General features: G+C 68.9%; 20 protein-coding genes and 1 pseudogene. 4 read left to right on the top strand and 17 right to left on the bottom strand.

The genetic code is table 11. From position 1 onward, the window contains the following. Positions 1-7: 7 nt before the first annotated feature. Positions 8-796 carry an enoyl-CoA hydratase gene (locus tag BTO20_RS22580; RefSeq protein ID WP_087078349.1) on the top strand — a complete coding sequence of 263 codons (789 nt, stop codon included), beginning with the start codon at positions 8-10 and terminating at the stop codon, positions 794-796. 15 nt (positions 797-811) lie between these two features. Here BTO20_RS22580 and BTO20_RS22585 read toward each other — a convergent pair whose 3' ends face one another. After that, positions 812-1,258, bottom strand: coding sequence for a MerR family transcriptional regulator (locus BTO20_RS22585; protein WP_087078350.1), 447 nt, complete (start codon positions 1,256-1,258; stop codon positions 812-814). 46 nt (positions 1,259-1,304) lie between these two features. Between BTO20_RS22585 and BTO20_RS22590 the strand changes: the two genes are divergently transcribed. Next, positions 1,305-1,916 carry a class I SAM-dependent methyltransferase gene (locus BTO20_RS22590; RefSeq protein ID WP_087078351.1) on the top strand — a complete coding sequence of 204 codons (612 nt, stop codon included), beginning with the start codon at positions 1,305-1,307 and terminating at the stop codon, positions 1,914-1,916. Between the two features lie 80 nt (positions 1,917-1,996). Here the strand turns inward: BTO20_RS22590 and BTO20_RS22595 are convergent, their stop codons facing one another. From BTO20_RS22595 to rimP, 7 genes and pseudogenes are all read right to left on the bottom strand, one after another. Next, the gene (locus tag BTO20_RS22595) at positions 1,997-3,322 is read right to left on the bottom strand and encodes an MATE family efflux transporter (RefSeq protein ID WP_087078352.1); all 1,326 of its coding nucleotides are present in this window, start codon (positions 3,320-3,322) and stop codon (positions 1,997-1,999) included. Positions 3,323-3,562: 240 nt separating this feature from the next. Beyond that, on the bottom strand, positions 3,563-4,546 hold the full coding sequence (locus tag BTO20_RS22605) for a DHH family phosphoesterase (protein WP_087078354.1): 984 nt from the start codon (positions 4,544-4,546) through the stop codon (positions 3,563-3,565). Beyond that, a complete protein-coding gene (gene rbfA / locus BTO20_RS22610) occupies positions 4,536-5,054 on the bottom strand; it encodes a 30S ribosome-binding factor RbfA (protein WP_087078355.1) in 519 nt (172 codons plus the stop codon). The genes BTO20_RS22605 and rbfA overlap by 11 nt, the downstream gene beginning before the upstream one ends. Positions 5,055-5,057: 3 nt before the next feature. After that, positions 5,058-7,893: pseudogene (gene infB, locus BTO20_RS22615) on the bottom strand (translation initiation factor IF-2). A gap of 78 nt (positions 7,894-7,971) precedes the next feature. Continuing rightward, positions 7,972-8,247, bottom strand: coding sequence for a YlxR family protein (locus tag BTO20_RS22620; protein ID WP_232490824.1), 276 nt, complete (start codon positions 8,245-8,247; stop codon positions 7,972-7,974). A gap of 143 nt (positions 8,248-8,390) precedes the next feature. Then, complete coding sequence (nusA, locus tag BTO20_RS22625) at positions 8,391-9,422, bottom strand: transcription termination factor NusA (RefSeq protein ID WP_087078356.1); 1,032 nt, start codon at positions 9,420-9,422, stop codon at positions 8,391-8,393. A gap of 2 nt (positions 9,423-9,424) precedes the next feature. Beyond that, positions 9,425-9,967 (bottom strand): ribosome maturation factor RimP, encoded by a 543-nt coding sequence (gene rimP, locus BTO20_RS22630; protein WP_087078357.1) that lies wholly within the window; start codon positions 9,965-9,967, stop codon positions 9,425-9,427. Between the two features lie 191 nt (positions 9,968-10,158). Between rimP and BTO20_RS22635 the strand changes: the two genes are divergently transcribed. Continuing rightward, a complete protein-coding gene (locus BTO20_RS22635; RefSeq protein WP_087078358.1) occupies positions 10,159-10,686 on the top strand; it encodes a hypothetical protein in 528 nt (175 codons plus the stop codon). Then, positions 10,683-11,165, top strand: coding sequence for a ferritin-like domain-containing protein (locus tag BTO20_RS22640; RefSeq protein ID WP_087078359.1), 483 nt, complete (start codon positions 10,683-10,685; stop codon positions 11,163-11,165). The genes BTO20_RS22635 and BTO20_RS22640 overlap by 4 nt, the downstream gene beginning before the upstream one ends. A gap of 47 nt (positions 11,166-11,212) precedes the next feature. On the opposite strand, the gene BTO20_RS22645 is transcribed toward BTO20_RS22640, so the two are convergent. The 9 genes from BTO20_RS22645 to mqo form a co-directional block, all read right to left on the bottom strand. Continuing rightward, positions 11,213-12,970: a proline--tRNA ligase gene (locus BTO20_RS22645; protein WP_087078360.1), complete on the bottom strand. Its 1,758-nt coding sequence runs from the start codon at positions 12,968-12,970 to the stop codon at positions 11,213-11,215. Between the two features lie 25 nt (positions 12,971-12,995). Beyond that, the gene (locus BTO20_RS22650; protein WP_087078361.1) at positions 12,996-13,703 is read right to left on the bottom strand and encodes a VOC family protein; all 708 of its coding nucleotides are present in this window, start codon (positions 13,701-13,703) and stop codon (positions 12,996-12,998) included. Further along, positions 13,669-15,198: an MFS transporter gene (locus BTO20_RS22655; RefSeq protein WP_087082509.1), complete on the bottom strand. Its 1,530-nt coding sequence runs from the start codon at positions 15,196-15,198 to the stop codon at positions 13,669-13,671. Before BTO20_RS22655 ends, BTO20_RS22650 begins: the two co-directional genes overlap by 35 nt. A 102-nt stretch (positions 15,199-15,300) precedes the next feature. Continuing rightward, positions 15,301-16,512: a uroporphyrinogen-III C-methyltransferase gene (gene cobA / locus BTO20_RS22660; protein ID WP_087078362.1), complete on the bottom strand. Its 1,212-nt coding sequence runs from the start codon at positions 16,510-16,512 to the stop codon at positions 15,301-15,303. Between the two features lie 20 nt (positions 16,513-16,532). Further along, a complete protein-coding gene (locus BTO20_RS22665; RefSeq protein WP_087078363.1) occupies positions 16,533-17,900 on the bottom strand; it encodes a cobyrinate a,c-diamide synthase in 1,368 nt (455 codons plus the stop codon). A 134-nt stretch (positions 17,901-18,034) separates the two neighbouring features. After that, positions 18,035-18,649 carry a cob(I)yrinic acid a,c-diamide adenosyltransferase gene (gene cobO / locus BTO20_RS22670; RefSeq protein ID WP_087078364.1) on the bottom strand — a complete coding sequence of 205 codons (615 nt, stop codon included), beginning with the start codon at positions 18,647-18,649 and terminating at the stop codon, positions 18,035-18,037. A gap of 22 nt (positions 18,650-18,671) precedes the next feature. Beyond that, the gene (locus BTO20_RS22675; RefSeq protein WP_087078365.1) at positions 18,672-20,567 is read right to left on the bottom strand and encodes a magnesium chelatase subunit D family protein; all 1,896 of its coding nucleotides are present in this window, start codon (positions 20,565-20,567) and stop codon (positions 18,672-18,674) included. After that, positions 20,564-21,049, bottom strand: coding sequence for a GNAT family N-acetyltransferase (locus BTO20_RS22680; RefSeq protein ID WP_087078366.1), 486 nt, complete (start codon positions 21,047-21,049; stop codon positions 20,564-20,566). Before BTO20_RS22680 ends, BTO20_RS22675 begins: the two co-directional genes overlap by 4 nt. A 13-nt stretch (positions 21,050-21,062) precedes the next feature. Next, entirely contained in the window at positions 21,063-22,565 is a 1,503-nt protein-coding gene (mqo, locus tag BTO20_RS22685) for a malate dehydrogenase (quinone) (RefSeq protein WP_087082511.1), read from the bottom strand. Positions 22,566-22,708: the final 143 nt, after the last annotated feature.

Here is a 22,708-nt window from a genome sequence, read left to right on the forward strand (position 1 = left end):
TGATCGCATGAATGACGCCGACGAGCGCTTGCGCGAGGAGCCGACCAACACTGTGTTGCTGATCGACACCACAGACCGGGTTCGCACGCTCACCCTCAACCGGCCGCAGTCGCGCAACGCGTTGTCGTCGCAGCTGCGCACTGCGTTCTACCAGGCGTTACGTGATGCCCAGGCCGACGAAGGCGTCGACGTGGTGATCCTTACCGGGGCCGATCCGGTGTTTTGTGCCGGCCTTGATCTAAAGGAGTTCGGCAACACCACCGAGCTACCCGACATCTCCCCCAAGTGGCCGGCGATGAGCAAGCCGGTGATCGGGGCGATCAACGGCGCCGCCGTCACCGGTGGGCTCGAACTGGCGCTGTACTGCGACATCCTGATCGCCTCCGAGCACGCCCGCTTCGCCGATACACACGCCAGAGTGGGCCTGCTGCCCACCTGGGGCTTGAGTGTCCGGCTGCCGCAGAAGGTCGGTGTCGGCCTCGCCCGGCGGATGAGCCTCACCGGCGATTACCTCTCGGCCGCCGACGCGCTGCGCGCCGGGCTGGTCACCGAAGTCGTCGCCCACGACGAGTTGCTGCCTGCCGCGCGCCGCGTGGCCGCCTCGATCGTCGGCAACAATCAGGCCGCCGTCCGCGCCCTGCTGTCCTCGTACCATCGCATCGACGCAGCCCAGACCGACGCCGGCCTGTGGATCGAGGCGGCCTCGGCGCGGCAGTGGATGGACTCGACGACAGGTAACGACGTCGCCGCCAACCGCGACGCGGTACTGCAGCGCGGTCGCGCCCAGGTGCACTGACTGTCAGGCTGGCTGTCAGTCGCTGACCAGCCAACCGTTTCCGGTCTGGTCGGTGGCGAGTTCTTCGACGCTCATCCCGTCGACCAGCCGGTCCAGGGCACCCATCATCGTTGCGCAATCACGAGCCGGATGGTCGGACGGACAACGCAGAGCATGCGTCAAAAACTGTTGCGCCCCGTGGGCTTGCGCGATCACTCGGTCCAGTTCGGCGATCTGCGCGCGGACAGTCGCCCGCCACTGGTCACCGGGCGCGTCCAGCACGGCCGCGGCGGTATCGAGCGGAAGTCCCAACCGGTGCACGATCTTGAGCAACGCGAGCCGCCGAAGCTCTTCGGGCCCGTACATCCGTTTGCCTGCTCGACGCAGCCGCGGGCGCACCAGTCCGCGCTCGTCGTAGTACCGCAAGGCCGAGGGGCTCATCTGCAGCCGCGCGGCGGCCTCGCCGATGGGGATCACGTCCATTCCGCCATTTGACTTCAACCCATGTTGAACCGGCAAGGTCTACGTCATGAGCGCGGCACGTGCGATCAATCACCACGCCGACCATCCGGGATTCGCCGGCCCAGCCGGTGTGCTGTGCGGCTTGCTCTTCCTCGTGGTGGGCCGGGCCAAAGCCAGGTTGGCCACCGACATCGCACAGGCCTCGTCCGCAGACCATGTTGTGGATGTGGGGTGCGGACCGGGCACCGCCGCGCGCGTGGCGGCCCGCCGCGGAGCGCGTGTGACGGGCGTCGACCCGTCGACGGCCATGCTGCGCGTCGCGTCCGTCATCACGCCCAGGCGCGCGGCGATCACGTGGAGCGAGGGCACCGCCGAGGCCTTACCCGTTGCTGACGACGCGGCCACCGTGGTGTGGGCACTGGCCACAGTGCATCACTGGCAGGACGTCGGCGCGGCGGTCGCCGAGGCACGCCGCGTGCTGGTGGCGGGCGGGCGGTTGATTGCCATCGAACGGCAGGTGTCCGCCAACTCGACCGGGCTGGCCAGTCACGGCTGGACCGAACAGCAGGCCGAGGCGTTCGCCGCGTTGTGCCGCGATACCGGATTCATCGATGTGCGCGTGGAAGGACGAGGTGACGGCAAGCAGGCTGTCTGGGTGGTCTGCGGGACGCGAAAGTAGCCCTGGCGCGCGCGAGGGTGCGCGAAATGCTGAGGATTCGCGGCGTGTCGAGCAACAGACACGCACGGTCGCGGTGCAAATTAAGCGGTCCCGGCGACGAGCCAACGGCCTGAAAACGCCCGCCAGCCCACGAACACCAGGCGTAGCACCATGAAGCTGCTGAGCCCGGCCCAGATACCGAGCAGGCCCCAGTGGAAGATCAGGGACAGCCAGACCAGCGGCAGGAAACCGACCAGCGCGCTGACCAGGGTGGCATTGCGCATGAACTTGGCGTCGCCGGCGCCCAGCAGCACCCCGTCGAGCGCGAAAACGATTCCGGCGACCGGCAACTGGCCCACCAGGAACCACCACGGCACACCGATCTCGTCGAGCACCGAGTGGTCGTCGGTGAACAGCACGGGCAGAACATGGGCCCCGATCGCGAACACCGCCGCCAGTACCGCCGCGGCCGCCGCGGAGAACAGCGTCACACGCCAGGCCACCACCTTGGCGTGGCCGAGTTGGCCCGCGCCCAGCGCAGCACCCACCAGGGACTGCGCGGCGATCGCGAGTGAATCGAGTACCAGCGCAAGGAAACTCCACAGCTGCAGCACCACCTGGTGCGCGGCGACGGCGGCCGCGCCGAACCGGGCCGCTACGGCGCCCGCGGACACGAAGCACGCTTGAAAAGCCATGGTGCGCAACAGCAAATCCCGGCCCATCACGACCTGAGCACGAAGCACCGAGGGATGCGGTCGCAGCGGCACCTTCTCCGACAGCAACGCCCGGACGAACAGAACCGCCGCCGCCCACTGCCCCACCAGGTTCGCGACCGCCGAGCCGGCCAACTCCAACCGCGGCATGCCCAACCAGCCGTAGACCAGCAGCGGACACAACACCGCCGACACCGCGAAACCCGCGATCACATAGCGCAACGGCCGAACGGTGTCCTGCACACCGCGCATCCATCCGTTGCCTGCCATCGAGATCAGGATGGCGGGCGCGCCGAGGACGGCGATCCGCAGCCACGGTGCAGCGGCCTGAGCGATCTCGCCGCCACCGGCGATCACCGACAACAGCGGGTTCGCAACGACCTGCACCACCGCGCAGAGCACCATCCCGATCCCGACCGCCAGCCACGTGGCCTGTACACCCTCGCCGACGGCGGCGGCCCGGTCGCCGGCACCGAAGAACCGGGCCGAGCGCGACGTGGTGCCGTAGGACAGGAAGGTCAGATTCGAGCCGACCAGATTGAGGACCAGACCGCCGATGGCCAACCCGGCCAGGCTGACCGCGCCCAGTCGTCCGACGATCGCGGTGTCGAACAGCAGATAGAGCGGTTCGGCCGCCAGCACGCCGAGGGCCGGGAAGGCCAGTGCGGCGATGCGCCTGCCGTTGACCGCGGCGGAACCATCACCGGAGGTCATGGGCGACCACCCGCGAGGCCGAATCCACAGAACGGGCAGAACCTCAGGTGCAGTCCGCTGTTGCCGCCGTCAGGCACGATCACCACCCAGTGCCGCGACCTCGGCCACCACTCGAACCGGACGTCGTTGACACACGATGCGGTGCGCCGGTCGAAGGCGTCGCAGCATGGTTGATACGTCCTCGGAACGCTGCGCACGCCGTCCAGGCACTCGGTGCCGTCCGCATGGAGCCTCGGCAACTCAGCCAAGAGCAACCCGGAGCGCCCGGACGACGTCGTCGACAGGGCCGGTGGCCGAATATCCGGCGGCGTGGGGATGCCCGCCGCCGCCGAACGAGCTGGCGATCTCGGCGAGGTTGACCGACTTGGCCCGCATGGACACCGACCAGTGCTGCGGCTCGATCTCCTTGAACACCGCGGCGACTTCGGCCTGCTGCGTGGTGCGCACGATGTCGACGATGCTCTCGACCTCCTCCGGCCGGGCCCCGGACCACTCGGAGTGGGAGACGACGACATACACCAGACCGCGACCGTCGACGGCGTCCGGGCAGAGCTCCGCCGAGGACAGCACCCGCGACAGCATCGGCAACCAGGCGAACGGATGAGTGTCGAGCAGGCTGCGGCTGATCGACGCGTTGTCCACGCCCAGCTCGACGAGCCGGGCCGCCAGCCGATGCGCGCGGGCCGTGGCCCAGCGGAACGATCCGGTGTCGGTGGTCAGGCCCGCGTACAAGCAGTGGGCGACCTGCCGGTCGATCGGTTTGCCCCACGCATCGAGGATCTCGGCCACCAGCATGGTGGTGGAGTCCGCCGTCGGATCGACGTAGTTGGCGGTCCCGAACAGCCGGTTGGAGGCGTGATGGTCGATGACCAACACCTCCCGGCCGTCCTCGGCGAGACCGCTCAACGCGCCGAGCCGGTTGACGCTCGGGATGTCCACGGTGACAACCAGATCGGCGTCCTCGCGGATATCTTCCGGGGCAACCAGCAGGTGCCCGCCGGGCAGGGTCTGCAGCGACTCGGGCAGTGTGTCGGGAGCCGCGAACGCGACCTGGACGTGTTTGCCCGCCGCGTCGAGAACTTGAGCCAGACCCAGGCCGGCACCGATGGTGTCGGCGTCGGGATAGACGTGGCAGACCACGCTGACGCTCGATGCGACCGACAACAACTCGACAGCCCCGTGCGCGTCGACGCGCACACCGGGAGCAGCGATGTCAGTCGCCATATGTCCGGTCTTGGAATCCGTTACTGTCACCGGCGTCCTCTGTGTCTGCCCCGTCAGCAGGCCCGTTCACGTCCTCCGCCCCGCTCACACGGTACGGGTCCGCATCTCCGGCATGCTTGGCGCCCTGCCGAACTCTCGCCAAATCCTCATCGGCGGCCCGGGCGGCAGCCAGCAGCTCCTCCATGCGGTGGGCCGCGTCGGGCACGGTGTCACGGACGAACGCCAGGGTCGGGGTGAACCGCACCCCGGCCCCGGCGCCCACCTTGGTGCGCAACACGCCCTTGGCCTTCTCCAACGCGGCCGCCGCGCCGGCGTAATCCGGCGCGTCGTCCAGCGTCTGTCCCATCACCGTGTAGTACAGCGTGGCGTCGTGCAGATCGCCCGACACCTTCGCGTCGGTGATGGTCACCCCCGCCAGCCGCGGATCCTTGATCTCGTACTCGATGGCCGAGGCGACGATCGTGGAGATCCGCTTGGCGAGTCTCTTCGCGCGTGCAGGATCAGCCATTTCTTAGGTGCGCGCCTTCTCGACCAGCTCGTACGTCTCGATGACGTCGCCTTCCTTGATGTCGGAGTAGGTCAGCGTCAAACCGCACTCGTAGCCTTCGCGGACCTCGGTGGCATCGTCCTTCTCACGCTTGAGCGAAGAAACCGTGAGGTTCTCGGCGACCACGACGTTGTCGCGGAGCAACCGGGCCTTGGCGTTGCGGCGCATGATCCCCGACTGCACGAGGCAGCCGGCGATGTTGCCGACGCGCGACGACCGGAAGATCGCCCGGATCTCGGCGCGACCGAGCTCCTTCTCCTCGTAGACCGGCTTGAGCATGCCCTTGAGCGCGCTCTCGATGTCATCGATGGCTTGGTAGATCACCGAGTAGTAGCGGATCTCCACACCCTCGCGGTTGGCCAGCTCGGTCGCCTTGCCCTCGGCACGGACGTTGAACCCGATGATGATCGCGTCCGAAGCCGATGCCAGGTTGACGTTGGTCTCGGTGACACCACCGACACCGCGGTCGATGACCCGCAGCTCCACCTCGTCGTCGATCTGGATACCCATCAGGGCCTCCTCGAGGGCCTCGACGGTACCCGAGTTGTCGCCCTTGAGGATCAGGTTCAGCTGGCTGGTTTCCTTCAGCGCCGAATCCAGGTCTTCCAGGCTGATCCGCTTGCGCGAACGTGCGGCCAGCGCGTTGCGCTTACGCGCGTTGCGCCGATCGGCGATCTGGCGAGCGATGCGGTCCTCGTCGACGACCAGCAGGTTGTCGCCTGCACCGGGCACCGACGTGAAACCGACCACCTGTACCGGCCGCGACGGCAGCGCCTCTTCGATGTCGTCACCGTGCTCGTCGACCATCCGGCGCACACGGCCGTAGGCGTCGCCCGCGACGATCGAGTCGCCGACCCGGAGGGTTCCGCGCTGGATGAGCACGGTGGCCACAGGTCCACGGCCGCGGTCCAGGTGTGCCTCGATGGCCACACCCTGGGCTTCCATGTCGGGGTTGGCCCGCAGGTCCAGCGCAGCATCGGCGGTCAACAGCACCGCTTCGAGCAGCTGCTCGATGTTGGTGCCCTGACGTGCCGAGATGTCGACGAACATGGTGTCGCCGCCGTAATCCTCGGCCACCAGGTTGTACTCGGTGAGCTGGGCCCGGATCTTCTGCGGGTCCGCGCCTTCCTTGTCGATCTTGTTGACCGCCACCACGATCGGCACATCGGCGGCCTGCGCGTGGTTGATCGCCTCGACCGTCTGCGGCATGACACCGTCGTCGGCCGCGACCACCAGGATCGCGATGTCGGTGGCCTTCGCACCACGAGCACGCATGGCGGTGAACGCCTCGTGACCCGGGGTGTCGATGAAGGTGATCAGACGCTCGGAACCATCGTGTTCGACGCCCACCTGGTAAGCACCGATGTGCTGGGTGATGCCGCCGGCCTCGCCCTCGCGGACGTTGGCCTTACGGATGGTGTCGAGCAGTCGGGTCTTGCCGTGGTCGACGTGGCCCATGACGGTGACGACCGGCGGACGGACCTGCAGGTCCTCTTCGCCGCCTTCGTCCTCGCCGTAGGTGAGGTCGAACGATTCGAGCAGCTCACGGTCCTCGTCCTCGGGCGAGACGACCTGCACGACGTAGTTCATCTCACTGCCGAGCAGCTCAAGGGTCTCGTCGCCCACCGACTGGGTCGCGGTGACCATCTCACCGAGGTTGAACAGCGCCTGCACCAGCGATGCCGGGTTGGCGTTGATCTTGTCGGCGAAATCGCTCAGCGACGCGCCGCGGGCCAGCCGGATGGTCTCGCCGTTGCCGTGCGGCAACCGCACGCCACCGACGACCGGCGCCTGCATCGAGTCGTATTCCTGGCGCTTCTGCCGCTTGCTCTTGCGACCACGCTTGGGCGCGCCGCCGGGACGACCGAAGGCACCCGCGGCACCGCCGCGCTGGCCGGGACGACCGCCGCCGCCACCACCACCGGGACGGCCTCTGAAGCCGCCGGCAGCTGCACCGCCGCCGCCAGCGCCGCCACCGGCACCGCCGCCGCGGTAGTTACCGCCGCCGCCACCACCGGGACGACCGCCCTGACCTGCGCCGGGACGGGGACCACCGCCGGGACGCGGCCCGGGACGAGGTCCGCCACGACCAGGAGCACCTGCCGCGGGACGCGGGGGCATGTTGCCGGGCGTGGGCCGGGGCCGCCGGGACGCGGGGCGCCCGGGCGAGGCTGCGGCCGCGGGATGGGCCGCTCCACCGGCTGCTGCGAGGAGAACGGGTTGTTGCCGACGCGCGGTGTGCGCGGAGCCGGCTTGGGCGCGTTGGACGGCCCGGGACGGGGACCGGGCGTGGCGCCGGGAGTCGGGCGCGGGCCGGGGTGGGTGCCGGAGCGCTGGGCGCAGCCGCGGCGGGCTGGCTCGGTGCGGCCGGCGGCTGCGGGGCTGCCGGCTTGGGAGCCGAGGGCCTGGCCGGAGCTGCCGGGGCCGCAGAAGCGGCCGGGGCGGCGGGAGCCGACGGAGCCGGAGTCGCCGCGGCAGGGCGCGCGGGAGTCGGGCGAGCCGCCGTCGCCGGCGAGGGAGCCGGTGCGACCGGGGTGGCTGCCGGACGGGCCGGGCCGGGGGTGGGTGCGCCGTTGCCCTGGCCACGAGGCCTATCACCGGGCTTGGCGCTGGAACGCGCCTCAGGCTTGGACTCGGTCTTCGAACCGAACGATTCGCGCAGCCGACGCGCGACCGGCGCCTCCACTGTGGAGGACGCCGACTTGACGAACTCTCCCTGCTCTTTGAGCTTAGCTAGGAGTTCCTTACTTGTGACACCGAGTTCCTTCGCCAACTCGTGTACACGGGCCTTACCTGCCACTACTTCTCCTCATCTAGAGGCGACAGCGGTGGTAGGCGCCGCGCCTCGGGTTAGCTATGACGCATGGTCATCGGGACTTCACGGTGTGCTCATGTTCTTCGCTACCTGTTCTTCTGAGCGGGCGGTCGAGGCTGACAACTCTTCGACAAATTCGACCACCGCGGAGGTGTCCGGTGAACCGGCGATGCGCAACGCTCGTACGAATGCCCGCCGCTGGATTGCCACCTGTACGCACTGCCGGTCGGGATGCAACCAAGCACCACGCCCGGGCAGGCTGGCCGTTGTGTCAACGGTAACGGCACACTGTCCATTCCCGTCGATCACCGCGACTACACGAAACAATTCGTTGGCCAACTCTCGTTTCCGGCACCCGACGCATGTCCGCACCGGTCCGACAGAACTGCCGGGGTTGCGTTGACGCGTGGAGGCCGGAGACTCGCGCTGGATCACGGCTGAGTCTACCGCCCCGCGGGCTGTGCTCCGAACCGACCGCCTTCCTAACGCTCAGGCACCGCGCGCGGCGCGGGCTCGGAGTCGGGCTGCGGAGCGGCGTCGCTGCGGATGTCGATCCGCCATCCCGTCAATCGAGCCGCCAGCCTGGCATTTTGCCCCTCCTTGCCGATGGCCAGCGACAACTGGAAATCTGGCACCACGACCCGCGCGGCGCGGGCCGCCTCGTCGATCACCGACACCGACACGACCTTGGCCGGCGAGAGGGCGTTGGCGACGAATCGAGCTGGGTCGTCGTCGAAGTCGATGATGTCGATCTTCTCGCCGGACAGCTCGCTCATGACATTGCGGACACGCTGGCCCATCGGTCCGATGCAGGCACCTTTGGCATTGAGGCCCGGCACCCGCGACGCGACGGCGATCTTGGACCGGTGCCCCGCCTCCCGAGCCACCGCGACGATCTCCACCGATCCGTCGGCGATCTCGGGCACTTCGAGCGAAAACAGCTTGCGGACCAGGTTGGGGTGGGTGCGCGACAGCGTGATCAGCGGTTCCCGGGCGCCACGCGTGACGCCGACGACGTAGCAGCGCAGCCGGTCGCCGTGTTCGTAGCGCTCCCCCGGCACCTGCTCGGCCGCGGGGATCACGCCTTCGGACCCCTTGGTCTCGCTGCCGATCCGCACCACGACCAGCCCGCGGGCGTTGGCCCGTGCGTCACGTTGGATGACGCCGGCCACGATGTCGCCTTCGTGAGCCGAGAATTCGCCGTAGGTCTTCTCGTTCTCCGCGTCGCGCAGCCGCTGCAGGATCACCTGACGCGCAGTGGTGGCCGCGATCCGGCCGAACCCCTCGGGCGTGTCGTCCCACTCGTGGATGACGTTGCCGTCCGCATCGGTCTGGCGGGCCATGACCTTGACCGCACCGGTTTTCCGGTCGATGTCGATATAGGCGTCGGGCTCGTGACCATCGGTGTGCCGGTAAGCGGTCAGCAGGGCCGATTTGATGGTCTCCACGACCACGTCGACCGTGATGCCTTTGTCGGCTTCGATGGCATGCAGCGCCGCCATGTCTATGTTCATGCTCAGGCCCCCTTCCCCGTTTCTCCAGCCAACTCCAACTCGCGCGGGCTTGGCGGTGAAAACTCCACTTGGACAACCGCTTTGACAACGTCGGCCAGCTCGATACGGCGCACGGCGAAATCTCGCCCGTCCCTGACCACGATCTCGACCGACTCGGTATCGCCCTGCCCGACCCGACCGGTCAGCTGCGCGCCGTCGGCCAGCGTCAGTTCCACCTTGCGCCCGCGGGCCCGACGGAAGTGCTTGTGCTCGGTCAGCGGTCGGTCCACCCCTGGGGAGGTGACCTCCAGCACATACGGCGTGTCGCCGGTCCGGTCGAGCTGATCCAGCAACTCCGAGGCCGTCCGGGACAGCTCCGCGACAGAGTCGAGGTCGAGGCCGTTGTCGCCATCGGCCACGATGGTGATGCGGGGCGGGCGCGCGGCAGCGTCGACGACAACCTGGTCGATCTCGTATCCGGCGCGCGCAAATTCGCCGTCCAGCAGCTCGATCACCTGCTTCTGCGACGGCAAATCCGCAGACCGCAACTTCGGATCCGGTGCCACGGGAAGCTCCTCATCTTGAGTTGTCCGGACAAGATTCCGGGACGAAGCCCTGGCAGGCCCCCCGGAATCGACTTTCCACGATACGCCAGCGCCAGGGCAGCAACGGGCGAACCAAGTCGGTGGGCAGCGAATGTCCCGTGCGGGACCACACGCCTTGGCGCTGTGCTTGCGCCGCGCGAAGCAATGGCAGGATGTTGCTCGTGCCGAGCGCCCTACCGAAAATCAGCCGGCGGCGGGCATTGGTCTCGGCCGCCGCCTTGGCCGTGCTTGGCGTCGCTGCCGCCGGCTGCGCAGACCCTCCACCATCGCCTGATCTCGCGGATCTGGCCGCTCAGCTGGACCGGGCCCGCGCCGACAGCAAGCTGGCCTCCGACGCCGCCGCGGCCCAACCTCCGCAGTCCTCGCAGGCGCGGGCGTTGACGACCGTGGCATCCGAACGCTCGGCACATGCCCAGGCACTTACCGATGAACTGGTTCGGATGGCCGGGACGAAGGCACCGACCGCACAGCCGTCGGCGTCGTCGTCCACCACGACACCCCCGTCGGGCGCGCCAGCACCCGCGCCGACGGCGGCCGATGTGATCAACGCGCTCAAGCAGTCCGCGCAGGAGGCGACGACGCTGGCCGACCGGCTCTCCGGGTACCGCGCCGGGCTGGTCGGGTCCATCGCAGCAGCGTGCACGGCCGCCTACACCGTCGCACTGGGCGGTGGGCAATGACGACCACCGAACCGCCACCTGCAGGACCCGCGCGCCCGGCCGATCCGGCGGACCGTGCCCTGTTCGACGCCGTGGCCTCCGAACACGGCATCATCTACGGCTACGGCCTGGTCTCCGCACACTCCACGCCCGACGACAACGCGCTGGTGGCGGCCGCCATGGCCGAACATCGAGACCGTCGCGAAGCCGCGATCACGATGCTCGGCGCCCGGTCGGTGGCTCCACCACTGCCCGCGGCCGGGTACCAGGTGCCGATACCCGTCGCCAATCCCACCGACGCGGCGAACCTCGCGGTGCGCATGGAACAGGACGCCGCCGTGGCCTGGCGCGCGGTGCTCGAGCAGGCCACCGACAACAATGACCGCGCCTTCGCCGTGACGGCGCTGACAGAGTCTGCGGTGACGGCGGCGAAATGGCGCGCCCAGCTCAATGCCTGGCCGGTGACCGTGGCCTTCCCGGGCGGCACCGAGTCCAGCTGACCCGGCACCGCCGCGGGCGGTAGTTGGTTGTTCCTCGCGTGCGCGCGTCAGCCGGCGAGCGCCGCCGAGATCTCGGTGACCGCGTCGTCCACGGCGATTTCGCGGTTCTCGCCCGTCAACCGGTTGCGCAGCTCCACGGTGCCGTCGGCCCAGCCGCGGCCGACCACGACGATCCACGGCATGCCGAGCAGTTCGGCGTCCTTGAACTTCACCCCGGGCGAGGCCTTGCGGTCGTCGAAGAGCACCTCGTGGCCGAGCCTGTCCAGCCCGGCGACCAGCTCGGTGGCACCCTGTCGGGCCGCCTCGTCCTTGTTGGCCACCACGACGTGCACATCGAACGGGGCCACCGAAGCAGGCCAGCGCAGCCCCAGCTCGTCGTGCTGCTGTTCGGCGATCACCGCGACCATGCGGGACACGCCGATGCCGTAGGAGCCCATGGTCAACCGGACCGGCTTGCCGTCCTCGCCGAGCACGTCGGCGGTGAAGGCGTCGGCGTACTTGCGGCCCAACTGGAAGATGTGGCCGATCTCGATGCCGCGTGCCGACGTCAGCACGCCGGCGCCGTCGGGCGACGGGTCGCCGTCGCGGACCTCGGCGGCTTCGATGGTGCCGTCCGGGGTGAAGTCACGGCCGGCGACCAGGCCGACGACGTGCTTGTTGGGCGCGTCGGCGCCGGTGATCCACGCCGTGCCCGCCACGATCCTCGGATCGACGAGGTAGCGGACCCCGTTCTCCTGCAAGGCTTTCGGGCCGACATATCCCTTCACCAGGAACGGGTTCTTGGCGAAGTCGGCCTCTTCGAGCAGCGCGAATTCGGCGGGCTCCAGCGCGGCACCCAGGCGCTTCTCGTCGATTTCGCGGTCGCCGGGGACGCCGATCGCGAGCAGTTCCCAGTCCTTACCGGGTTCGCGTGTCTTGAGCAGGAGGTTCTTCAAGGTGTCGGCCGCGGTGACCTCACGTCCGGAGAACTGTTCCAGCCCAGCCGAATTGGCCCAGTCGACCAGTGTCGCGATGGTCGGGGTGTTGGGCGTGTCGTGCACCACGGCCGCGGGTTGCCCATCGATCGGCAGCGGCGCCGGGGCTCGGGTGACGACAGCTTCGACGTTGGCGGCGTACCCGGATTCCAGGCAGCGCACGAAGGTGTCCTCGCCGACTTCGCTTTCGGCCAGGAACTCCTCGGAGGCACTGCCGCCCATCGCACCCGACATCGCCGACACGATCACGTAGCGCACACCGAGGCGCCCGAAGATCTTCTGGTAGGCCTCGCGGTGGGCGTGGTAGGCGTTCTTGAGGCCGTCGTCGTCCACGTCGAACGAGTACGAGTCCTTCATGACGAACTCTCGGCCGCGCAGGATGCCCGCGCGGGGGCGGGCCTCGTCGCGGTACTTGGTCTGGATTTGGTACAGCAGGACCGGGAAGTCCTTGTAGGAGGAGTACTCCCCCTTGACCGTCAGCGTGAAGATCTCCTCGTGGGTGGGCCCGAGCAGATAGTCGTTGCCGCGGCGGTCCTGCAGCCGGAACAGGGTGTCGCCGTATTCGGTCCACCGATTCGTGGTTTCGTACGGGCTACGCGGCAACAGGGCAGGCAACAGGATCTCCTGGCCGCCGATGGCGTTCATCTCGTCGCGGACGATCTTTTCGATCCGGCGCAGAACCCGAAGTCCCAACGGCAGCCAGCTGTAGATGCCGGGGCCGACCGGGCGTACGTATCCGGCCCGGATCAGCAGCTTGTGGCTGGGCACCTCGGCATCGGCGGGGTCGTCGCGCAAGGTGCGCAGAAACAGCTCTGACATTCGGGTGATCACAGCCGACAACCTTAAAGCGTGGTGCTCAGTCCCTGCCCTGCCAGGTACAGATGCACGCCTCGTTGCCCTCGGCGTCGGCCAGCACCCAGAAGCGCGGCGCCCGGCGGTCGCTGAGCAGCGTGCCACCCGCGGCCAGTGCCGCATCGACGCGGGCCTGCGCCACGTCGTGCGGGACGTCGATGTCCAGATGGATCCGATTGCGCTGGGGGCGGGGTTGGTCCATCTGCTGAAACCAGATCGCCGGGCCACGGCCGAACGGGTCGACGAGCCCCGCGTTGAGGTCGGAGGAGTCGGGCCCGTCTTCATACCCGGTGACGGCCTTCCAGAACGGCCGCACAGCCGCGATGTCCAGCGCGTCGATCGCGATCTCCAGGGCCTGCACGGCCCCACCGGTGGTCATCTCGAATCCGCGGGCGGCCAGAGCCTGCGACACCTCGGCGGCCAGCTCGATGTCACGCTCGCTCACCCAGCCGGTTTCGGTGCACTGCAGTCGCAGCACCGCCCGGTCGGCCCGGACGTCGACCGTGAGGTGGTTGGGCGCATCGGAGCCAGCCGCCTCGACCGCATGTGATGCGGCGGCCACCGCATCGGCCATCGAGGGCGTCAGCACCTCGGTGTAGACGGCCCCGAGGACCAGGCGCCAACCCAGATCTCCGACGGCGTCGGAGATCTGTTCACGGGTCGGACGGCTCACGGCGTCATTCGACGTCGAGCTCGCCGGCGTCCATCGCATCCTTGACGTCCTGGGCATGCGCCACCTGCTCGGCGGTGTATCCGATGAACAGGGCCGCCCCGCCGACCAGAACCGCCACCGCGGCGACCCACAGCAGGCCGTAGGTGTAGCCGGCGTCCAGTGCGGCCAGCTGCGCGGGGTTCATGTTCTTGACGGGGCCGGTGGTGCCGCCCAGGTACAGCGTGCGCGAGGTGATGACGGCCTGGATCACCGACAACACCAGCGGGCCGCCCAGGTTCTGCAGCATCAGCGCGATCGCCGACGCCGGGCCGATCCGGTCGAAGCCCACTCCGGCGATGGCGGCCAGGGTCAGCGGCACCACGATCATGCCGATGCCGATGCCGCCGACCGTGATCGGAACCACCAGGTTCGGGAAGTACGGGATGCCCGCGTGCAGCGTCGAGCCGTACAGCATCGCCCCCAGCACCAGGATTCCGCCGCCGATGACCAGCACCCGCGGCGAGAAGAACCGCACGGCCTGCGAGGCCACGCCGAGACCGATGCCCATGCCGACCACGAACGGGATGAACCCGACACCGGCGTGCAGGGCGCTGTAGCCGAGGATGTCCTGCACGTACAGGCCGATCAGCACGGTCAGGGTGAACAGCACGCCACCGGCCAGGAAGATCGCGGCAAAGGTGGCGACGCGGTTGCGCTCGTGGAACAGGTCGAAGGGGACGACGGGGTTCTCCGCGTTGCGTTCGGCGATGAGAAAGGCCAGCCCGAAGACCGCAGCGGCCGCACCGGAACCGAGCGTGACGGGTGAGAGCCAGCCGCGCTCAGGGCCCTGGGTGAAGGCGAACACCGCCGCGGTGCAGGCCAGGGTGGCCAGCAGCGCACCGGCCGCGTCCAGCTTCATGCGCTCGCGGTTGGTCTCGCGCAGGGCGGTGCGGGCCAGGTAGAGCATCACCAGCCCGATCGGCACGTTGACCATGAAGGCCCAGCGCCAGGACACCTCGGTGAGCGCCCCGCCGACCACCAGTCCCATCACCGACCCGATGGCGGTCATCGCGCCGAACACCGCGGTGGCCAGGTTTCGGGCCGGCCCCTTGGGGAACGTGGTGGCAACCAGTGCCAGGCCGGTGGGCGACGCGATCGCCGCACCGATGCCCTGCAGCAGCCGGGCGGTCACCATGGTGGCCTCGTTCCACGCGCTGCCGCACAGGATCGAGGCGATGGTAAACAGCGCGACGCCGACGATGAAGGTGCGCTTGCGGCCGATGGTGTCGCCGAGGCGGCCGCCCAGCAGCATCAAACCGCCGAAGGTCAGCACATAGGCCGTGATGACCCAGCTGCGTCCGGCGTCGGACAGGCCGAGTTCGTCCTGGATGCGCGGGAGCGCGACGATCGCGACGGTGCTGTCCATGGTGGCGAGCAGCTGCATGCCTGCGATCGCGATGACTGCCGACAGAAAACCCCACGACGGGACCCAAGCCGGGAGCCGTGAAGCGATCCCGTCACGCTGGTCACCGTCGTTGCCTGCCGCCTGGTACATCGGCAAAACCCGATCCTCCCCGGCATTGCGGTCCATTGCTGCGCGCTCTGCGTCATTGAGAGCCGTCATAGCCGGTTACCTTACAGTAATCTTAAGAATCCTTTAACTGGCGAAGGCCGCCACAGCCCCGATCACGATGATCGCGGGAGGTCGGATGCCGTCTTCACGGATCTTCTCCGGCGCGTCACCGAGAGTGGCCCGCAACGTCCGCTGCGCCACCGTGCTGCCGTGCTGCACCACCAGAACAGGGGTATCCGCAGGTCGGCCCCCGTCGAGAAGTGCCTTGGCAAACAGCTCGATGCGCTCGACGGCCATCAGCAGCACGATGGTGCCGGACATCTGGGCCAGCGCATTCCAATTCACTAACGATTCGGGATGCCCCGGCGCAACATGCCCGCTGACCACCACAAATTCGTGTGTCAGACCCCGATGAGTGACGGGAACACCGGCCAACGCGGGAACCGCTATGGCACTCGTCACACCCGGCACGACAGTGACCGGAATGCCGGCGTCGGCGCAGGCGATCACCTCTTCATAGCCCCGCGCGAACACGAACGGGTCACCACCCTTGAGCCGCACCACGAACTTTCCGGCCCGGGCCCGGTCGACGAGCACCTGGTTGATGGCGTCCTGCGCCATCGCCCGCCCGTAGGGGATCTTCGCCGCGTCGATCACCTCGACGTGCGGGCCGAGTTCGGCGAGCAGATCCTGCGGCGCCAGCCGGTCGGCGACGACGACGTCGGCTCGGGCCAGCAACCGCCGCCCGCGCACCGTGATCAGTTCCGGATCGCCGGGGCCGCCGCCCACCAGCGCGACGCCGCTCGGCGCCTCGCCGGTCACCTCAGCGGTGATCACGCCGCGCTGCAGCGCCTCGTGGATGGCCGAACGGATGGCCGCCGAACGGCGGTGCTCGCCGCCCGCCAGAACACCCACCGACAGTCCGTCGTAATCGAAGGTCGCCGGCGTCACCGCCGAACCCTCGCGGGCGATGTCGGCGCGCACGCAGAAGATCCGGCGCTGCTGGGCCTCGTCGGAGATGGCCGCGTTGACGGCGCCGTCGTCGGTGGCCGCGATCGCGTACCAGGCGCCGTCGAGGTCCCCCGGCTCGAAATCCCGCAATGCGAGGGTGATGCCCGGGTCCGCCTGAGCCAAGGCCTCCACCGCCGGGGTGGCGGCGCGGGCGATGACGTGTACGTCGGCACCATTGGCGATCAGCAACGGCAGTCGGCGCTGGGCGACGGTTCCGCCGCCGACGACGACCACCTTTCTGCCCGACAGGCGCAGGCCGACGAGGTAGGCGTTCTCGGCAGTCATTTCGGCTCCTCGCGTGCGCATCACCCGCCGAGCTTAGAGCCTGCCGCCGCCGCCACGAACCGGGTGATGGCCTGCGGGTGGGCGGCGGGGTGGGTGTGCAGGTAGCCCGCATGCACCCCGCCTCGTACCGCACCGTCGGTCACAGGCCGGCGCTGCGCGTCGCTGAACGCCCAGGCCGGATCGACCGTATCGGCGAAAGTGACTGCGGTGCGGTGGAATTCATGTCCGGTGACCCGGTCGCCCGCGACGTGCAGTGAGGAATCGACCACCGCGACCGCGTCTCGGTATCCGAGCGTGAGTCGTTCGGTGAACCGCGCCGAGCCGGGCAGCACCCCGCACATCGGCGCTCCGTCGAGATCGTCGAGCAGATAGGTCAGGCCCGCACACTCGGCGTGCACCGGTGCACCACGGCGGGCGAGATCGCGGATCTGCTCGCGCACAACGTCGTTGGCCGACAACTCGGCGGTGAACTGCTCGGGGAAACCACCCGGCAGCACGAGCGCGTCGGTGCCCGGCGGCAACGGGTCGGTCAGCGGGTCGAACTCCGCGACGAACGCACCGGCTCCGCGCAGCAGTTCGCCGTGCTCGGTGTAGCCGAAGCTGAAGGCCTTGCCCGCCGCCAGCGCGACCGTGATCTCGGCCACCGAGTCGGCGCCGTCCGGGGACCATGGGTCGGCCGCCACATGAGCGGCCGCGGCCGCCCGCACCGCTGCCAGGTCGACGTGCCGCGCCACCAGGGCGGTCATCGCGGCCACCGCAGCGGCCGCCCGCTTGCCGTGCTCGACCGCCGTGACGAGGCCGAGATGCCTTGACGGAACGGCGAGTTCGTCGTCACGAGGGATCGCCCCCAACACCGGGACGCCGGCATGCTCGCAGGCCTGCCGCAGCACTTCCTCATGGCGGGGCGAGCCGACCCGGTTGAGGATCGCCCCCGCGATGTGCACCTCCGGGTCGAACGTCGCAAACCCGTGCAGCAGCGCGGCGACGCTGTGACTCTGCCCACGCGCGTCGACCACCAGCACCACAGGCGCACCCAGCAGGCCGGCGACCTGTGCCGTGGAGCCCCGGGGCGTGCCGTGCATCCGGTCGTCGATTCGCCCGTCGAACAGCCCCATCACGCCCTCGACGACGGCGATGTCAGCACCGGAGCTGCCGTGCCGGTACAGCGGGCCGATCAACTCGTTGCCGACCAGCACCGGATCGAGGTTGCGTCCCGGCCGGCCTGCGGCCAGGGCGTGGTAGCCGGGGTCGATGAAATCGGGGCCGACCTTGAACGGCGCCACCGCATTTCCGGCACGGCGCAGCGCGCCGATCAGACCCGTTGCGACCGTGGTCTTCCCGCTGCCCGACGCAGGTGCGGCGATGACCACCGCCGGCGTCGTGCTCACCCCAGCACCGCGCTCACCCCAGCACCGCGCTCACCCCAGCACCGCGAGCGTGCGTGTCTGTTGCCCGACACGCCGTGACATACCGGCATTGCACGCACGCTCGGCAGCGGCGAGTGTGCGGCGTTGCCGTCCTGCTACCACTCGATGCCCTTCTGCCCCTTGCGGCCGACATCCATCGGATGCTTGATCTTGGTCATCTCGGTCACCAGGTCAGCGGCGTCGATGAGGTCCTGCGGCGCGTCGCGGCCGGTGATCACCACATGCTGCGTACCCGGGCGCGCGGTGAGGGTCGCGATGACATCGGCGACGTCCACCCAGCCCCACTTCAGCGGGTAGGTGAACTCGTCGAGCACATAGAAGTCGTGCTGCTCGGCGGCGAGTCGACGGGTGATCTCGGCCCACCCGTCAGCGGCCGCGGCGGCGTGGTCGACGTCAGAACCGTGCTTGCGCGTCCACGACCATCCCGAACCCATCTTGTGCCATTCGACCGGCCCACCCGTGCCGTGTTCGTCGTGCAGTCGGCCGAGTTCACGAAACACGGCCTCCTCCCCCACCTTCCACTTCGCGCTCTTGACGAACTGGAACACCGCAACCCGGAAACCCTGATTCCAGGCCCGCAGGGCCATGCCGAACGCGGCAGTGGATTTCCCTTTGCCCGGTCCCGTGTGCACGGCCAGTAGCGGCGCGTTGCGGCGGGCTTTGGTGGTCAGCCCGTCGTCGGGAACGGTGAGCGGCTGGCCCTGTGGCATGTACGGTCCTCTCTTTTCGCGGCTAGGCGGCGTCGGCCCGCGCCGTGACCAGCCGAGTCAGGCTGTCGGCGTGCAGGTGTTCCAAGCGCACAGCCGGGGCACCGAGTTGTCGGGCCAGTTGCTCCGCCAAACCCAGCCGCACAAACGACGTTTCACAATCGACCACGACGGCCGCGGTTCCTTCGGCAACCAGCAGGGCCGCGGCCGCGCGGGTACGGCCCAGCGGGTCCGGGCCTCCGGTGGCCCGCCCGTCGGTGAGCAGCACGACCAGTGGACGTCGCGCCCGGTCCCGGGCCCGCTCGCGCACCACCACATCGCGGGCGGCCAACAAGCCTTGCGCCAGTGGGGTTTTGCCACCGGTGTCGAAGCGCGCCAACCGCCGGCCGGCGATGTGCACCGAGGACGTCGGAGGCAGCAGCACGCGCGCATCCTGCTGACGGAAGGTGATCACCGCGACCTTGTCCCGGCGCTGATAGGCGTCGCGAAGCAGGGACAGCGTGGCGCCGCCGACCGCCGACATCCGGTCACGCGCGGCCATCGACCCGGATGCGTCGACGACGAAGATCACCAGATTGCCTTCGCGGCCTTCGCGAATCGCACGACGGACATCGTCGGGCGCCGGGCGGGGCCGGCCCGCCTTGGTCTGGCGGCCTGCGGTGGCCAGCAGCGTGCCGAACACGTGCAGCCCGTGTCCGGCTCCGGATTCGGCGGTGGCCGCGATGGGCGTCCCGGTGCGGTTGCGTGCGCGCGACCGCCGGCCCGGCGCACCCTCACCGACACCCGGCACCACGAGCGCCTTGGTGCGGAACACCGCCGCGGGCGGTGCACTGGGACGGTTCGGCGCATCTTTTGAATTACCTTGGGATGGTTGATTTTCCGGGGATGAGCCGGATTCGCCGCCACCACCGCCGGGCGGGTCTGGGTCGAACTCGGGATCCTCACCCTCGTCCGGTTGCGACGCGGCCTCGGCCGCCTGATCCATCGCCTCGTCCAGACGCTCGGGGTCCAGCCCGGGATCGTCGAACGGGTCGCGGCGTCGCCGGTGCGGCAACGCCAACTCGGCAGCCACCCGGATGTCGTCTTCCTCGACGATGATTTTTCCCGTCACTTCGCTCGCCCCGGCGGCCGCCGCACGCCACGCGGCATGCGCGACCGCGGTACGCGCCACCACCAGATCGGCTCGCATGCCGTCGACGTCGAAGGCCGCACACAGCGCGGCGATACGTCGTAACTCGTTGTCGGGCAACACCACTGAGCTGATCGCGGCCCGCGCCAGGGCGATGCGCCCGGCCACCTCGGCGTCGGCGTCGGCGTAGCGGCGCACGAAACCCTCGGGATCGGCCTCGAAGTCCATCCTGGCCCGGATCACCTCGACCCGTACGTCGACCTCACGCGAGGCCGCCACATCGACGGTCAGGCCGAACCGGTCCAGCAGCTGCGGCCGCAGCTCCCCCTCCTCGGGGTTCATGGTGCCGATCAGCACGAACCGGGCCTCGTGCGAGTGCGAGATACCGTCACGCTCGACGTGCACGCGGCCCATCGCGGCGGCGTCGAGCAGCACGTCGACCAGATGATCGTGCAGCAGGTTTACCTCGTCGACGTAGAGCACCCCGCCGTGCGCGCGGGCGAGCAGACCGGGCGAGAACGCGTGTTCGCCGTCACGCAGCACTTTCTGCAGATCCAGCGATCCGACAACGCGGTCCTCGGTCGCCCCGATCGGCAGCTCGACCAGCCGTGCATCGTCATCGACCGCGGACAACACCGCTGCCAGCGCCCGCACCGCCGTCGACTTGGCGGTGCCCTTCTCGCCGCGGATCAACACGCCACCGATCTCGGGCCGCACGGCGCACAACACCAGGGCGAGCCGCAACCGGTCCTGCCCGACGATCGCACTGAACGGGTAGGACTGAGTAGTCACATCGGCTCCTCGCGCGAGCGCTCATCGGTTCGGGCTCCGGGGCGGACCATCGGCACATGCGGAATGCCGTCGTCGAGATATTCGTCACCGTCGCGCACGAAGCCGTGCCGGGAGTACATGTCCTCGAGATAGGTCTGGGCATCGATGTGGCACGGGTAGTCGCCGACCTCGGCCAACGCGGCCTGCATCAGCCGGGTGGTGTGGCCCTGGCCGCGTGCATCCCGCTTGGTACACACACGGCCGATGCGAAAGGCCTTCTCCCCGCCGGGATGCTCCTCCATCAGCCGCAGCGTGGAGATCACCTCACCGTCGGGGCCTTCGAGCCAGAAGTGCCGGGTCTCGGCCAGCAGATCGCGGCCATCCAGCTCAGGGTACGGACAGGCCTGCTCGACCACGAAGACCTCGATACGCAGCTTGAGCAACTCGTAAAGCGTTGCGGCGTCGAGATCCTTGGCCCAACTTCGGCGCGGGGCGACCGTCATATGCCCACCGCCGTCACACGCCGGCCGGGGCGTCGAGCTTCAATGCCCGGGTGCCCCATGCCCACACCTCCTCATAGAGCTTGGGTTCGTTGGAAAGCTTGGTGCCCAGCGACGGCACCATCTCCTTGAGCTTGGGCGTCCAGCCCGCGTACCGGTCAGCGAAGCACCGCTCGAGCACGTCGAGCATGGCGGGCACCGCGGTGGACGCACCGGGCGATGCACCGAGCAACCCGGCGATGCTGCCGTCGGCCGCCGACAACACGGTGGTACCGAACTCCAGCACACCCCCGGCGCCCTTCCGCCGGATGACCTGCACGCGCTGCCCCGCGATGTCCAGCTCCCAATCGGAATCGACTGCGCTGGGGGCGAATTCACGCAACGTGTCGACGCGGTCGGCCTCGCTGAGCAATAGCTGGCCGACGAGGTAATTGACCAGGCCCATCTCGGTGAGCCCGACGCCGAGCATCGACATGATGTTGTTGGGCTTGACCGAGAACGGCAGATCGGTGACCTTGCCCTGCTTGAGGAACTTCGGCGACCACCCGGCGAACGGGCCGAACAGCAGCCACTGCTTGCCATTGATCACGCGGGTGTCCAGGTGGGGAACCGACATGGGCGGGGCACCCAGCGGCGGCAGGCCGTAGACCTTGGCCCGGTGGCCGGCGGTGAGCTCCTGGTTGTTGGTCCGCAGGAAGGCCCCTCCGACCGGGAAGCCGCCGAAACCCTTGGCTTCGGGGATGCCGGCCTTCTGCAGCAACGGCAGCGCCCCGCCGCCGGCACCGACGAACACGAACTTGGCGTTGATCTTGCGCTTGAGGCCGGTACGGCGGTTGGTCACCTTCAGCGTCCAGCTGCCGTCGGATTCCTTGCGCAGGTTGTCGACCTCGTGGCCGAACAGCGTGTCCATGCCGCGCTGGGCGGTGAAACCGATGAGCTGACGCGACAGCGAGCCGAAGTCGACGTCGGTGCCGGCCTGGGTCCAGTTGAGCGCGACCGGATCGGAGAAGTCGCGGCCCTTGGCCATGAACGGCAGTCGCCGGGTGAACTCGTCCTTGTCGTCGATGAACTCCATCGAGGCGAACAGCGGATTGCCGACCAGAGCCTCGTAGCGGCGCTTGAGGTAACCGACGTTCTCGGCCCCGTGCACGAAGCTGACGTGCGGGATCGGGTTGAGGAAGCTGCGGACGTCGGTCAGCACGCCGTTCTCGGCGGCGTAGGCCCAGAACTGCCGCGACACCTGGAACTGCTCGTTGACGGTGACAGCTTTGCTGATGTCGATGGTGCCGCCGGTGCTCTCCGGGGTGTAGTTCAGCTCACACAGCGCCGAATGCCCGGTGCCCGCGTTGTTCCACGGGTCGCTGCTCTCTGCGGCGGCGGCGTCCAGGCGCTCGACGAGGGTGATGGACCAGTCCGGTTCCAGCAGGCGGATCAACGCTCCCAGCGTGGCGCTCATGATCCCCGCACCCACCAGGACGACGTCGGTTTTCTCGGTCCCAGCTACCTTTGCGTCAGACACCTGAATCGCACGTCCTTCGTTCGCAGCGCCCGTCATCGTCGACGGCTGTACTTCTGCCAAGATTATCGTGACCCGACCATCCGGTGAGCGGGCGTACCAGTGCTGTCGGTCACCCGAGTGACCGCGGCCGCCGGATAGGGTGA

The organism is Mycobacterium dioxanotrophicus, assembly GCF_002157835.1.
GTDB classification, from domain to species: Bacteria; Actinomycetota; Actinomycetes; order Mycobacteriales; family Mycobacteriaceae; genus Mycobacterium; species Mycobacterium dioxanotrophicus.

Bases quoted from the DNA above. Each gene is read 5' to 3' on its own strand.
- BTO20_RS22580 (WP_087078349.1), top strand. From the start codon at position 8: ATGAATGACGCCGACGAGCGCTTGCGCGAGGAGCCGACCAACACTGTG.
- BTO20_RS22585 (WP_087078350.1), bottom strand. From the start codon at position 1,258: ATGGACGTGATCCCCATCGGCGAGGCCGCCGCGCGGCTGCAGATGAGC.
- BTO20_RS22590 (WP_087078351.1), top strand. From the start codon at position 1,305: ATGAGCGCGGCACGTGCGATCAATCACCACGCCGACCATCCGGGATTC.
- BTO20_RS22595 (WP_087078352.1), bottom strand. From the start codon at position 3,322: ATGACCTCCGGTGATGGTTCCGCCGCGGTCAACGGCAGGCGCATCGCC.
- BTO20_RS22605 (WP_087078354.1), bottom strand. From the start codon at position 4,546: ATGGCGACTGACATCGCTGCTCCCGGTGTGCGCGTCGACGCGCACGGG.
- rbfA (WP_087078355.1), bottom strand. From the start codon at position 5,054: ATGGCTGATCCTGCACGCGCGAAGAGACTCGCCAAGCGGATCTCCACG.
- nusA (WP_087078356.1), bottom strand. From the start codon at position 9,422: ATGAACATAGACATGGCGGCGCTGCATGCCATCGAAGCCGACAAAGGC.
- BTO20_RS22635 (WP_087078358.1), top strand. From the start codon at position 10,159: ATGTTGCTCGTGCCGAGCGCCCTACCGAAAATCAGCCGGCGGCGGGCA.
- BTO20_RS22640 (WP_087078359.1), top strand. From the start codon at position 10,683: ATGACGACCACCGAACCGCCACCTGCAGGACCCGCGCGCCCGGCCGAT.
- BTO20_RS22650 (WP_087078361.1), bottom strand. From the start codon at position 13,703: ATGCGATGGACGCCGGCGAGCTCGACGTCGAATGACGCCGTGAGCCGT.
- BTO20_RS22655 (WP_087082509.1), bottom strand. From the start codon at position 15,198: ATGTACCAGGCGGCAGGCAACGACGGTGACCAGCGTGACGGGATCGCT.
- cobA (WP_087078362.1), bottom strand. From the start codon at position 16,512: ATGACTGCCGAGAACGCCTACCTCGTCGGCCTGCGCCTGTCGGGCAGA.
- cobO (WP_087078364.1), bottom strand. From the start codon at position 18,649: ATGCCACAGGGCCAGCCGCTCACCGTTCCCGACGACGGGCTGACCACC.
- BTO20_RS22680 (WP_087078366.1), bottom strand. From the start codon at position 21,049: ATGACGGTCGCCCCGCGCCGAAGTTGGGCCAAGGATCTCGACGCCGCA.